This is a genomic window from Actinoplanes cyaneus (assembly GCF_016862095.1).
Classification (GTDB): Bacteria; Actinomycetota; Actinomycetes; order Mycobacteriales; family Micromonosporaceae; genus Actinoplanes; species Actinoplanes cyaneus.
This window is the reverse complement of record NZ_BOMH01000104.1, coordinates 1-12,619: the sequence shown is the minus strand read 5'-3', so window position 1 is coordinate 12,619 and position 12,619 is coordinate 1. Positions and strand designations below refer to the sequence as shown.

The 12,619-nt window shown below is 68.6% G+C and carries 11 protein-coding genes; 5 read left to right on the top strand and 6 right to left on the bottom strand.

What is annotated here, in order from left to right; all coding sequences use genetic code 11:
• Nucleotides 1-819 precede the first annotated feature (819 nt).
• Together Acy02nite_RS45135 and Acy02nite_RS45130 are read left to right on the top strand one after the other, a co-directional pair.
• Nucleotides 820-2,457: a methyl-accepting chemotaxis protein gene (locus Acy02nite_RS45135; protein WP_203756069.1), complete on the top strand. Its 1,638-nt coding sequence runs from the start codon at nucleotides 820-822 to the stop codon at nucleotides 2,455-2,457.
• 348 nt (nucleotides 2,458-2,805) lie between these two features.
• Nucleotides 2,806-3,594: a hypothetical protein gene (locus Acy02nite_RS45130; RefSeq protein ID WP_203756067.1), complete on the top strand. Its 789-nt coding sequence runs from the start codon at nucleotides 2,806-2,808 to the stop codon at nucleotides 3,592-3,594.
• Nucleotides 3,595-3,726: 132 nt separating this feature from the next.
• Here Acy02nite_RS45130 and Acy02nite_RS45125 read toward each other — a convergent pair whose 3' ends face one another.
• Complete coding sequence (locus tag Acy02nite_RS45125) at nucleotides 3,727-4,722, bottom strand: cellulose binding domain-containing protein (protein ID WP_203756065.1); 996 nt, start codon at nucleotides 4,720-4,722, stop codon at nucleotides 3,727-3,729.
• A 228-nt stretch (nucleotides 4,723-4,950) separates the two neighbouring features.
• Between Acy02nite_RS45125 and Acy02nite_RS45120 the strand changes: the two genes are divergently transcribed.
• Complete coding sequence (locus tag Acy02nite_RS45120; RefSeq protein WP_203756063.1) at nucleotides 4,951-5,406, top strand: HIT family protein; 456 nt, start codon at nucleotides 4,951-4,953, stop codon at nucleotides 5,404-5,406.
• 300 nt (nucleotides 5,407-5,706) lie between these two features.
• Here Acy02nite_RS45120 and Acy02nite_RS45115 read toward each other — a convergent pair whose 3' ends face one another.
• Nucleotides 5,707-6,294, bottom strand: coding sequence for a phosphotransferase (locus Acy02nite_RS45115; RefSeq protein WP_203756060.1), 588 nt, complete (start codon nucleotides 6,292-6,294; stop codon nucleotides 5,707-5,709).
• 300 nt (nucleotides 6,295-6,594) lie between these two features.
• On the bottom strand, nucleotides 6,595-7,170 hold the full coding sequence (locus Acy02nite_RS45110) for a hypothetical protein (RefSeq protein ID WP_239175879.1): 576 nt from the start codon (nucleotides 7,168-7,170) through the stop codon (nucleotides 6,595-6,597).
• Between the two features lie 181 nt (nucleotides 7,171-7,351).
• Between Acy02nite_RS45110 and Acy02nite_RS45105 the strand changes: the two genes are divergently transcribed.
• Nucleotides 7,352-7,495 carry a hypothetical protein gene (locus Acy02nite_RS45105; RefSeq protein WP_203756054.1) on the top strand — a complete coding sequence of 48 codons (144 nt, stop codon included), beginning with the start codon at nucleotides 7,352-7,354 and terminating at the stop codon, nucleotides 7,493-7,495.
• A 104-nt stretch (nucleotides 7,496-7,599) separates the two neighbouring features.
• On the opposite strand, the gene Acy02nite_RS45100 is transcribed toward Acy02nite_RS45105, so the two are convergent.
• From Acy02nite_RS45100 to Acy02nite_RS45090, 3 genes are all read right to left on the bottom strand, one after another.
• Nucleotides 7,600-8,049 (bottom strand): acyl-CoA thioesterase, encoded by a 450-nt coding sequence (locus Acy02nite_RS45100; RefSeq protein WP_203756052.1) that lies wholly within the window; start codon nucleotides 8,047-8,049, stop codon nucleotides 7,600-7,602.
• 85 nt (nucleotides 8,050-8,134) lie between these two features.
• On the bottom strand, nucleotides 8,135-10,945 hold the full coding sequence (locus Acy02nite_RS45095; protein ID WP_203756042.1) for an AfsR/SARP family transcriptional regulator: 2,811 nt from the start codon (nucleotides 10,943-10,945) through the stop codon (nucleotides 8,135-8,137).
• Between the two features lie 140 nt (nucleotides 10,946-11,085).
• Complete coding sequence (locus tag Acy02nite_RS45090) at nucleotides 11,086-11,610, bottom strand: sigma-70 family RNA polymerase sigma factor (protein ID WP_203756039.1); 525 nt, start codon at nucleotides 11,608-11,610, stop codon at nucleotides 11,086-11,088.
• On the opposite strand from Acy02nite_RS45090, the gene Acy02nite_RS45085 reads away from it, so the two are divergent.
• On the top strand, nucleotides 11,609-12,619 hold a 1,011-nt coding region (locus Acy02nite_RS45085; RefSeq protein ID WP_203756036.1), incomplete at its 3' end, for an ATP-binding protein. The two genes, Acy02nite_RS45090 and Acy02nite_RS45085, sit on opposite strands and share 2 nt — an antisense overlap.

Sequence of the window (12,619 nt, the reverse complement as noted above, 5' to 3'; positions counted from 1 at the left end):
CGTCCGACCGGGTCCCCCGGCGGACGGGCCCTGCCGTGCCGGTGCGGGCCGAGGCGCCGGATCAACCGGTGGCCGACCGGAGCCGTCCGCCGCCGACGGCGCGCCGCAGACCTGCTCGGTCCGGTCCGCCCGCCGGAGGTTCACCATGCCCGGGCCCTGAAGGCAGTCCAACTCATCCATGAGGCACTCGGCGCGGAAACGCGCAGCCCTCGCCGTGGCCGGAGCAGAAGCTCAGCATGCGTTGCCAGCGGTTGCCGGACTCAGCGGGACGCGCCACCGAACCTTTCTTGACAGTCCCCTTCCGGGGACTTGACCATCGCTGGCGACGGGGCTGGGCATGCCCCCCGAATTTAGGCCGCTCAGCCCGGACCCGCCCTACGGTCGAGTAAACGGCAACCCGGTCGGCGCCTGAAGCCGAGCGGTCGTCCTCTGCGGGAGTGCGACTTCCCCGGGGAGCCGATGTGAGTCATTGGACGTACCTGTTCCCAGATGGCCGTGGAGGCAAGGCTCCGTCGGCGCCCACTGCCGCACGGCGGGGCGGCCGAGGAGACATCACGCGTCAGATCGGGCCTCTAGCCGTGCACAGGTGGTCAATCCCTGTTCGCGAAGTACTCGGGCCGGGGCGATCGGGGACGCGACGGCGACGGTGACCGCCCTGTCCCTGAGGCGGACCCGGTCGTCGGAGATCTCTGCCGCCGGGGTAGAAAAAATCTCTCGAAACGGGCGCAACAACGTGCGGCTGCTCGCATAGTGATGAGCGGCAGGTGTGTGCAGCCGGTGAGGCCAGAACTCTGACTTTCCTCCGAAAGCGGGACTGTTATGGCGGCGACGACTTCTTCCACACAGGCAGCTCTGAAGACCAGTGGCCGACGGCGCTCGTTCGCTGACCTGAGCGTCAACATCAAGATCATCGCGGCGGTCACGACCGCGGCGCTGGTCGCGTTGATCGTCGGACTTCTCGGGCTGACATCGTTGAGCGACGCGAGCAACTCCGCACAAATGATCTACACCAGCAACGTCGCGAGCATCAAAGCGGTCGGGCAGTTGAAGGCCGTGGTGTTGCAGGCCCGGGTGGACACCGCGAACCAGGCACTGTCGGTCGACGCAGCCTCGACCAAGAAGTTCACCGATTCCTACACTGCCGATCTGCAGGCCTTCACAACCGCGATGGCCGCCTACCGGGCCAGTAACCCCGCTTCGGACGCCGCTCTGATCGACCAGTTGCAGGCCGACTGGGACGCCTACACCGACATCGCCACGAACAAGCTGATCCCACTCGGCAAGCGCAGCGCGCTCGCCGAATGGGCCCAGATCCGCGGCACGGAAGTGCTGCCCATCCTGACGGAAGTCTTCGACATCCTCGCCACCATGGACGACAAAGAGACCGCGGACGCGGCGAAGAACGCCGACGCGGCGAAGGCCGGTTACGAGTCCAGCCGGACCGTCTCGATCATCACCCTGACCGTCGGCCTCATCGTCGCCCTGGCGATCGGTCTCTTCGTCGCACGCAAGATCGTCCAGTCGCTGACCAAGGTTACCTACGTATGCGACGGACTCGCCGACGGCGACCTGACCCGCAACACCGGCCTGGACAGCCACGACGAACCCGGCCGGATGGCACGGGCCCTGGACAGCGCCATCGCCAAACTGCGGCAGACGATCACCACGATCGAAGGATCCGCGACCTCACTCGCCGGCGCCTCCGAACAGATGAGCAGCACCGCCGCGAACATCGCCGCGTCCGCCGAGCAGACATCGGCGCAGGCGGTAGCGGTGTCCGCCGCGGCCGAGGAGGTGTCGCGCAGCGTCGAGACGGTGTCGGCAGGCAGCGAAGAGATGGGCGCCTCGATCCGGGAGATCTCACAAAACGCGTCCGAGGCCGCCCGGGTCGCCTCGGACGCGGTCACCATCACCGCCAGGACGGCGGCCACGATGAACAAGCTCGGCACTTCCTCCGCCGAGATCGGCAACGTCATCAAGACGATCACCGCGATCGCCGAGCAGACCAACCTGCTGGCCTTGAACGCCACCATCGAGGCCGCCCGCGCCGGGGAGATGGGCAAAGGATTCGCCGTGGTGGCCTCCGAGGTCAAGGACCTCGCTCAGGAAACCGCCCGCGCCACCGAGGACATCTCCCGCCGGGTCGAGGCCATCCAGGCCGACACCAGCGGCGCGGTCACCGCCATCGAGGAAATCTCCACGGTCATCGAACGCATCAGCGAGTTCCAGACCACCATCGCCTCCGCCGTGGAGGAACAGACCGCCACCACCGCCGAGATGAACCGAAGCGTCAGCGAAGCGGCCACCGGCAGCGGCGAGATCGCCCAGAACATCACCGGCGTCGCCGAAGCCGCCCGGATGACCAGCCAGGGTGTCACCGAGACCCAGCACGCCACCACCGAACTCGCCCGCATGTCCACCGAACTCAGCGGCCTGGTCGCCACCTTCCGCATCTGACCTGCCGCCCAACCGACCCACGAGCTTGCGCAAGGGCGAGGTCGAGCCCGCCCATGCCCAGGCGAGCGTCAGCCACGTGGACGAGGGTGCCGTCGAGCCCCGGGGAGGCGGTGGCGTGCCCCGGCACCAACGACCGCACGTCGCCCGGACACGGTCAGATCAGCCGCGCCACGCACGTACAAACCGGCGCCGGCCACGTCGGCGATGGCCGCGGACAACTGCGCGCAGTCGATCTGCCTACCCGCATCCCAGGTGACAACGCGGTAGGTCATGCGACTCATTGTTCCTGCTGGTCGTCTGCTTCGGCCGTGCCGCGCACGTTCGCCCGCGGTGGGTACGGTTACGGCCGTGATCGAGGCCGTGGTCCATGTCGCCGCCGCACCCGCGCAGGTGTCCGCGGCCGTGGACGCCCTCTCGCTGCCATTGGTCTTCGCCACCGACCGCAGGACGGTTCGGGTCGAGCACACCGGGGACGGCAGCGCCCGGCTGACGTTGCGCATGACACCCGGACGGCGCCTGCTGCTGCCGTACCTCAATCTGCACGCGACCCGGGTCAAGGAGCTCGCCGAGACCACGGCTCAGGTCGATCGCGCCGGGCTCGCTCTGGTCCTGCACTCGATCGCGAGGGACGGCGGTATCACCGGCCGTGAGTGGCAACCGATCGCCCGAGCGGTGCTGGCCGCCGGTGGAGACTGGCCGGCGCTCGCCGACCTGGCCGCCGACGGGCCGATGGCGATCAGCGACAGCTACCTCGACGCCGATGTCCATGCCGCGGAGAAACGCCTGGCCGACCAGCTCACCGCCGAGATCGGCGACCGGCCACCCCTCGAAGAACGGGACGTGACCGCCGGCGTGTCCGCACGCGCATGGACCCTCGGTGTCATCAGCATGTACGACTTCACCGAGCTGCTCGGCAGCAACGGTTACGACGCCTCCGACGACGACACCGTCGGCGCGGCCATGATGTGGGAGGTCTGGAGCACCAACGCGCTCGACGGCTCCACCGCCGTGTTCGGCGGACACGGCGGCCCCGGCTACGACGAGCAGGAGTTACGCCGACGCGGCGACAAGCTGATCCCGCCGGACAGCATCAACGGCCCGCTCGCCGTACTCCTGACGAGGGTGCTGCGCGGTTGAGCTTGTCGAAATCAACCTCCTGGCCCTCACCCGGTGCCGCAGCAGAGCAGCCGGCTGCCTCGTCAACGGCGACTACAGCGAGTGCCGGGCCGCCTGCCGTCTCGGGAGCCCCAAGTCTGGATATCCCACAGATCAGGCCAGGGCGCAGGCCGTGCCGTTCAGCGCGGCGATGGTGGCGGAGGCGTTGCTCTTCGTGTACGTGCCGAGAAGGCCGGCCGTGATGCTGGCACCGGGCTGGATCGTCGCGTTCCAGGTCTCGTTGGTCAACGTCACCGTCGAGCCGGACTGGACCCACTTCGTCGCCCACGACGACGTAACGTGCTGGTCCCCGCCCAGGGAGACGGCGAGGGACCAGCCGTTGACCGGTGTGGTCGCAGTGTTGGTCAGCGTCACCTCGGCGACGAAACCGCCCGGCCAGTCACTGGTCGTCTTGTAGGCGACTTTGCACGGCGTGGCCGGCGGGGTGGCGGTCGTGGATACCTGGTTGGAGGCGATCGACAGATTGCCGGCCGCGTCGCGTGCGCGTACGTAGTAGCGGACCATACCGGTCTGGGTGCTCAGGATCGGCGCGGTGAAGGAGGTACTGGTCGTGGTGCCGAGATACCGGGACACGTACCAGCCGTCGAACAGGTAGACGTAGTAGCCGGTCAGCTCCGTGTCGTCGGTGGACGCCGTCCAGGTCAGCTGCGCGCCGGCCGGTCCGACGCCGGTCAGGGTGAGGTTAGCGGGGGCGGTCGGTGCGGTCATGTCGCCGGTGGTGTTCGCCGGGGTGACCACAACGAGCGTGTTACTCGCCGCTGAGGAGTGGCCGTCGGCGTCGATGGCCTGGACAGTGACTTGGATCTGACCGTTCGGGTTGATGCCGGACGTGATCGTTGCGGTGGTGACGTTGCCGACGTGCTGACCGTAGCCGACGTCGCCGAAGGCGGGCCAGTAGCTGAGCGAGTAGTCGACGGGATCACCGGTGGAAGCGGTCCAGGCGAGGGTCACGGAGGTAGGGCTGACGGAGGTGACGTGGAGGTTGGCGGGCGCGGAGGGCGCCGCCGCTGCGGCCCGACCGGCGACCAGGAGCAGCGCGCCGGTGGAGAGCAGAATGGCCAGCAATGCACGGAAGCGGTGTGTGAGCATCCCTTGACCGTCCGGTATTCCATAGATGGCTGTCAACCAATTGGCAGGCGGTACTCGCCCTTCGGGCGGCCCCGGTCCGGCCGCATCGAGGACCACCCACCACCCGCCGCCGGCCAACAGAAAGGGGACTTTCAACCGTTGCGAGCCGACCCTCTCGGCGGCCGTGACGCCAGGTAGGGAGCGGATCGCGGCATGACAGTGCGATTCGCCGTTTCTACGATCTGCGTTATGAGCTGCTATGCCTGCCAGAACAACGACTTGTTCGACGACCTGCCGCCGCGCGAACGGGTCGCCGGCGACGACTGCTGGCGGGTGGCGCATGACTTCAACAGCAGCTTGCCGGGATGGCTGGTCCTGGTCCCGCGGCGCCACGTGACCTCGATCGCCGACCTGACCGATAAAGAAGCCGGCACGCTGGGTGTCTGGCAGGTACGGCTTTCCCGGGCGCTACGAACGGTCACCGGCTGCGTCAAGACCTACGTGGTCCAATTCGCTGAGAAGGAGGGCTTCGCGCACGTCCACTTCCACATCGTGCCGCGTATGCCGGACCTGCCGGCCAAGCGCCGCGGGCCGGGAATCTTCCAGTACCTGGATCAGGGCGCCGCCGATTCGCGCCTTCCCGAAGGGCAACGCGACGATCTCGCCGTTGCCATCCGAGCGGCGCTTGCTATTGAGTCCAGTTGACCGGACCGGAGATGCCGTAAATCAGACGTGACGCACGGACAGGCGGCCTACACCGAGCGTAACCACCGTATCGGCGGCGCGCATTGGTCGCGGCATGAGTGTGAGTCCGCTAAGCCGCTCGCGCGGCCGCGACTGCGGCGTTTACTCTCCTACTCGCGCGCCGGGCGAAAGCAGATGGGAAAGTGCGCCATGCTGACGCTGAGCACCCGAGCAGTTGGGGATGAGCCGGTTCGAGTCCGGTGGCCCGGCGCGCCCTATCGGCGGCATTTGCTGATGTTCGGGGCGGATGCGCTTACGGCCTTAGCCCGCGGCACCGGTCAGGGCCTCGGTGTGGGCGACGATCCATGCGGCGTCTCGCCGATAAAGGCCGACATGGCTGCGGAGATCCTCATGGCCGGCGTCGGCGCGGGCTTGTGTGAAATCGGCCAGGTCATACAGGCGCTGCACGGTGGCGGGAAGCACCGCTGCCGTGTCTACCTCGTGGCCGTGGTAGCGGCGGTAGGCGTCACAGAGCAGGCGCAGGCGTCGGGCTCGCTCGTCCACCTGGCTGTCCAAGCCGTCGCCGTTCGCCGGATCGGTCAAGGGCACCAAACGGTAGGCGAGATAAGCCAGATCCCACACTCGCGGGCCAGGAGAGGCTGTGTCCCAGTCGATGACCCCGGTGAGCCGGCCGTCGACGAACACCATGTTGTAGGGGGCGAAGTCGTTGTGGCAGATGACCTCGACCGGCTCGTGGGCAGGCAGCTGCCAGCTCGCATTCGTGGTGTCGAAGTCGGCGCCGGCCGCGTGAAGCTGGGCCAGGTGCCGGGCCGCGTCGATCAGAACGCCTTCGCTCCAGATCCAGTCCGGCAACGGGTACTGCGGCACTTCACCGGCCAGGTACGACACGCTGTCGCGTCCGTCCCGATCGCGCCCGAGGGGCTCAGGTACCCACTCCAGGCCATGCCGTCTCAGGTGCCGTAGGAGTCGTTGGATCGTCGAGCTCCAGGCACCGGAACGGCGGCGGACGCTGACGCCTACACGTACGGCTCCGCCCATGTTGCCCCCTGACAGTACTTCCTCCTGCGCCATCGCTGCACCGGCGTCTGGATCACTCATAGACAGCATTCTGAAGGGAATAACGGCGTACGGAACACCGACTTCCACCTTCAGCAACATCCTCAACTCGGCAAGAGAGTGCCTTGTCTGTCAGGCTGGCGGGTCGTCTCGATAGAGATCCTTCTTCACTTCAGGGCTGTTCCAGCGGGTCGCGGCCAGTTCGGGGCGGAAACGCGTCGGCTTCGGGAGCCAGCCGTGCCGCCTCGTGTCGGGCGGAGCGTTATCCCAGTCGGCGAGCAGCGCAAAAGGATCCGCGGCGTCATCGACCTCCTTTCCATCGGTTTCCCGGACGACCGTGGAGGGGTGGAAGCGCGTCTCCTGAGCGACCCTGCAGTCGTCCGTCCGAGAAGCGACCAAGGCTCCACAGTTCTCGCAGGCCACACACAGGTTCCCACCAGCCAGGGACCAGCAGCCGACGAGGACGAGATCGTGCACGAGGCGGGTGCCGCGAACATCGCCGGGCGACAGTACGAAGGTACTGGCCACCTGATCACAGCCATACGCTGCCTCGTCAGTCGCGTAGGTGCCGGGGCCGAGCAGCGGAGGATTCACATGGTGGCAGTCCAGAAGCGACGAGTGCGGTTGCGCCGGCAACTCCACCAACCGGACCGGAACGCTCAGTGCGCTTCCGCACTGCGCGCACCGGAAGGTCTCCACCGCCGGCATTGTGACATTCCGTCGCAGCGACAGCATCCGAGTATCCGAGGTGGGCATCGGGTGGGCCTGCAGGATGGTCGCGACGGTGGACGGGCGCGACCTTCTCGGTCTCTGACATGTCGTTTCTGGTGATCGGCGATCCGGACCCCACCGCGTCGTCGCGGGCTACGGATCTCGACGGATGGAACCGATGAAACGCCAGAACGTCGTCATGACCGGTCTCGGCCCGCGTTTCGGCCGGGGCCTTGCCCGGGTGTTCGCCTCGCACGGGTGCAACCTCGCGTTGTTCGCAGCACAGGTGGATCAGCTGGAGGAACTCCGCCGCCGCCGCTGATAGCGGACTTCCGGCCTCCACCGGCCGGGCTCCGAGCGTCGCGGTGGTGAGGTGCCCATGGTCCCGGCCGGCGCGACCGCACCCGGCCCGGGCACCGGAGGCGGTCAGAGGTGCGCCGGTCGGAGCAGCGCGTCCGCGTCGGCGCGGGCGCGGGCCGACCACTCGCTGGGCCGGCGCGTGACCGGGTTGAATCGGATGACGATGCGCCGACCATGCGCGTACTGCTCGGTGCCGTCCGCCGAGATGAACCGGAAGCCGGTCGTCATGCTGGTACGTCCCCGATGTTCGGTCCAGAGATGCAGATAGATGGGGGCGATGCGCCGGATGGGGCGCTCGAACATGGTCCTGACCTCACGGACCATCTGCCAGGCGTCGGAGTCGCTGTCGGCGAGACTGATGTCATGACCGCGCCGGGCCCAGTAGGCGCTCAAGCCACGCTCGAGCATCATCGTGTAGCGGGAGCTGTGCACGACGCCGAAGATGTCGAGATCGTCGAAGTGGATCTCCACGGGTTGGAGGTCACCGTAGTTGATGGTGATGGCCGCGTTGTTCACGATGGGGAAGACGGGCAGGCGGACGCTTTGTTCACGGCCACGACGGAATTGGCGTCGGGCCGGCGCCCAGCGGAGGCCGGCTGTCTCAGGACGGGCCGGGGGTGCAGCCGAGTCGCTTGATCAGTTCGAGGGCGTACTCGGTGTGCGTGTCGTCGAAGTACTCGAGCGCTCTCTGCCAGGACTGCTGGGCCGCTTCCCATCGGCCTGAGGCGGCGAGGACGTCGCCGTTGGTAGTGAGCGCTTCCGCCTGGGTGATGCGGAAATACGTACCTTCGAGGCGTTTGATTCCTTGCTGCGACCAGTGCAGCGCATCGGTGAGGCGGCCCTCGGTCAGGGCGCACCGGGCCAGCAGCTCGTCACAGATCGCCAGGCCCTGGACGTCACCGGTCTCGGCGCAGATCTCGGCGGCCCGCCGCGCGAGAGCCTGCGCCGTTCGCGGGCGCTCCGCGAGAAGATAGTTGGCCATGACCTGGAGCGCGCTGGCCTGAGCGGCGAGGAGACCGTGCCGGCGCAGCAGCACCATGGCGGACCGGTGATGCCGGATGGCTTCGGTGCGGGACCCCTTGGTGAGCAGGACCCGGGCGAGGTTCATCAGCACGTGGGCGCGCTCGGCGTCCATCCCGGCCCGCTCGAACAGGGCGATGGCCGAGCGGAGATGAGCCAGCGACTCGTCGTGGTGACCCAGGAAGAACAGCGCACCGGCCACGGACCGCTCCATCTGGGCCTGCCCCTGCAGGTCACCGGCCGCGGTGGTCACGTCGAGCGCCAGCCGGGCGACGTCACGCCATTCGCCCCACCAGCAGTAGCGGTGATAGAAGAGCTGCATGGCGAGCACGAGCCGCCACACCCGGCGCGTCTCGCCGCGCTGCGCGGCGTCCTCGACGACCGCTCGGAGCACGTCGTGCTCGGTGATGAACCACTCCATCGCGGGTGTCCCGTCGACCGAGGGGGTCGCGGTGGTGTCCAGCGCGTCCCGGTCGAGGGCGGGCACCTGGCCGGAGCCCTCGATGAGGCGGTTCGCGGCGTCCGCACTCTCCTGGTAGAAGTCGTAGAGCCGTCGCAGCGCCTCGTCCCGCGTCCGCGGCGGGTCCGTCTGCGCGGCCAGTTCGAGCGCATAGGTGCGCACCAGCATGTGCAGCCGATACCGGTGTGGCCGATGCTGGGTGACGAGGCGGGTGCGCAGCAACTCGGCCAGCAGCCTGGGGGTCTGGTCCGCGCCGGTCCCGGCCAGGACGCCGGCCGACTCCGCGGTGATGTCCGGGCCCGGATGCAGTGACAACAGCCGGAAGAGGTGGGCGGCGGCCGGTGTCAGCCGGCGGTAGGACCAGGAGAAGATCGCGCGGAGGTCGTTGTCCAGGTTCTCGTCGGCGAAAGCTTCGAGAGTCTGCTGGGCGGACTGCAGCTCGGCCAAAATGGTCGACAACGGCTGGTCCGCCGCCCGCGCGGCAACCACGGCCATGGCCAGGGGGAGCCGGCCGCAGCGCTCGATGATCTCGTCGAGCGCCGCCTTTTCCGCCTGGGCGCGGTCGCGCCCGATCCGGTTGGCGAAACCGTCGCGGGCCTCGGCCGCTTCCGGCGTGTCCAGCGAGATCAGATGCGCTCCGGTGGCGGCGGCCAGGGGGTACAACCGGGTCCGGCTGGTGACGATCACCAGGCAGTTCGCCGTTCCGGGGAGCAGCGGCTCCACCTGCTCGGCGTTGTACGCGTTGTCCAGCACCACGCTCATGCGGCGGTCGGCGAGGACGCTGCGGTAGAGCGCTGCCCGGCATTCGACGGGGGCGTCCCCGGGCGGTTCGGCGACGCCCAGCGCGGAGAGGAAGCTCAGCAGGACGTCACCGGGGTCGACCGGCCGCCGGGTGGCGTCGAAGCCCCGGAGATCGGCGAACAGCTGCCCGTCGGGGTAGTCGGCGGCGACCAGGTGGGCGAGGTGGACCGCCAGGGTGGTCTTACCGATTCCCGGGATGCCGTCGATGCCCAGGACCGCGGATCCACTGTTCCGGCGTGCGTACGCGAGAAGCCGTTCGATCGCCGGGCCACGGCCGGTGAAGTACGGATGGTCGGAGGGCAGTTGGGCCGGGCTGACCCTGCGCTGACGTCGCGGTGCGGCCTCCTCGGACGGCTCGGCCGGAGATTCGTCGCCGCTGTGCAGCACCGATTGCAGCGCGGCTTGCAGCTCGGTGCCGGCGACGACGCCCAGCTGGTTGTCCAGCAGGTGGCTGACCTGCTGGAAGTGCATGAGGGCCGCGGCCTGCTTGCCGTCGGCGGCGAGCGACCGTACGAGGTCGGCCTGAAGAGCCTCGTCGAGGGGATTACGCGCCGCGGACCGCCGTAGCGCCGGGAGGACGACGGCCGATTTCCCCTGCTCCGCAGCCAGCCGCGCGGCCTCCCGTACGACGCGGGTGCATTCGTTCTCGAGGGCGACGAAGTCCGGATGGCCGGCCAGCGCGGTGTCGAGCCCGGCCGCGCAGCGGTCCTGCCACAACGTGAGCGCCGAGGCGAGCAGGGTCAGAGCCTCGTCGGGCCGGCCGGATCGGGCTGCCGCGCGGCCTTCCTCCACCTGGTCGCGGAAGGCCAGCAGATCCAGGGAGTCGGCATCGACGCGCATCCGGTAGCCGCCGGCATCGGCGATCAGCCAACGGCCCTCGGCCCGGCGAGCCAGCTGTGGTTCCAGCATCCGGCGAAGCGAGCCGATGTACCGGTGCACCACGTTGACGGCGCTGCCGGGCGGGCGATCGCCCCAGAGAAGCGCGACCAGGTCGGACACGCTGACCCGCTCACCGGCCCGGGCCAGCAACAGGGCCAGGATGAGTCGCTGCTGTCTCGCGCCGAGGGACAGTTCCTCGTCCCCGCGCCAGGCGCGCAGGGGCCCCAGCAGGGCGAACCGAACGTTCTGCACGGTAGCGGGCTCCGGGCTGTCACAGCTCTCAAGATCTCGGGGAGCAACGCTACGCGATAGGCAACTGGAATGCCTGTCGGCGATCTTACTGGCGAGTTCGGGAACGGTCAGCCCGCTGGCTGGACACGCATCGGCGCGTATCAGCCCTGAACGGCCGGATTGACGGCGTCCCGGAGGGTGCGCATGGCGTAATGCGCCCGCGACTTGACCGTTCCGGCGGGCACGCCGAGGCGCCGCGCGGCTTCCTTGATGGAGGCGCCACGCAGGTGCAGCTCCTGCAGCACTGCGCGGTGTTCGCCGCTCAACCGGTGGAACGCTGTGGTCAGGTCGTGCAGTGCCAGCGCGCCGTCAGCGCTGTCGACACTGCTGACCTGGTCGGCCTCCACGAGGCTGACTTCCGCCGGGCGTGCCTGCCGCGACCGGGCGGCGTCGATCGTGACGCGCCGGGCAATGGTGAACAACCATTTCCGAGCGTTTTCTTCCTCCCGCGGCAACGACGCGAGATGACGCCATGCGCGCAGCATCGTCTCCTGCAGCAGGTCCTCGGCCGCCGGGCGTTCGTTGCGGGTCAGGCCGAGCAGAAAACGCAGCAGCGGCTGGCGATGGGTCGCGTGCACCGACTCCATCAGCGAGTCGTCATCGCTGTTGCGGAAGCCTGACGCCATGCGCCAGGAACTGCGACGGCTGGCCGCCTATGCGCGTAGCGAGCCGCCCTCACTGCCGATCATCGGCATCGACGGCATCCCGGGCGTCGGCAAGACGACGCTCGCCGTCCATCTGGCCCACCGGATCTCCGGCGAGTACACCGACGGCAACCTTTACCTCAACCTCCGGGGCTTCGACGGCCGGCGCCCGCCGGTCGAGCCGGCCGAGGCGCTGCAGGCGTTCCTGTCCGCGCTCGGCGTGGTCCCGTCCGGCGGTGGCGACGTCGAGGCCTTAGCGGCGCTGTACCGCAGCGTGCTGGCCGATCGCCGGGTGCTCATCCTGCTCGACAACGCCGACCAGGTGCGCCCACTCCTGCCGGGAAGTCGGAACTGCCTGGTCATCATCACGAGCCGGACCCGGTTGTCGGCGCTGGGCGTGACCTCGGGCGCCTGCCTCCTGACGCTCGACGTCCCGACGCTCGAGGAGGCTCGCGACGCCATCCGAGCCGGTCTGACCGACGGGCTTCCCGGCGACGCGGACGTCGAGGCGCTGGACGAGATCATCGAGCGCTGCGGACGGCTGCCCGTCGCCTTGTCGCTGATGGTGGCGAGGATGTCCGACACCCCGATGTCCGACATCCTCGCCGACCTGCGAGCGAAGCGTCACAACCTGGATGTCTTCACCGATGTGAATCTCGACAACAGCCTCCGGGCTGTCTTCGCCGGCTCCTACGATCGGCTGTCACCGGAAGCGGCCCGCCTGTTCCGGTTGTTGTCCGTGCACCCGGGGCCGGATGTCACCGAGGAAGCCCTGGCGGGTCTGCTGGGCGTCGACCAGATCGTCGTACGGCCGCTTCTTCGTGAATTGATGCGCACCCGACTTCTGACCCAGAACCGCCCGCGGCGTTATCAGATGCACGTGCTGGTGACGATCTATGCCGCGGAGCTGGCGGCCGCGATCGGTCCGCCCGAGGAGGCCGAGGCTGCTCGCCGCCGCCTCTACGACTTCTATCAGCAGTCGGTCGACCAC

Bases quoted from the DNA above. Each gene is read 5' to 3' on its own strand.
- Acy02nite_RS45120 (WP_203756063.1), top strand. From the start codon at position 4,951: ATGAGCTGCTATGCCTGCCAGAACAACGACTTGTTCGACGACCTGCCG.
- Acy02nite_RS45105 (WP_203756054.1), top strand. From the start codon at position 7,352: ATGAAACGCCAGAACGTCGTCATGACCGGTCTCGGCCCGCGTTTCGGC.
- Acy02nite_RS45110 (WP_239175879.1), bottom strand. From the start codon at position 7,170: ATGCCGGCGGTGGAGACCTTCCGGTGCGCGCAGTGCGGAAGCGCACTG.
- Acy02nite_RS45125 (WP_203756065.1), bottom strand. From the start codon at position 4,722: ATGCTCACACACCGCTTCCGTGCATTGCTGGCCATTCTGCTCTCCACC.
- Acy02nite_RS45090 (WP_203756039.1), bottom strand. From the start codon at position 11,610: ATGGCGTCAGGCTTCCGCAACAGCGATGACGACTCGCTGATGGAGTCG.
- Acy02nite_RS45135 (WP_203756069.1), top strand. From the start codon at position 820: ATGGCGGCGACGACTTCTTCCACACAGGCAGCTCTGAAGACCAGTGGC.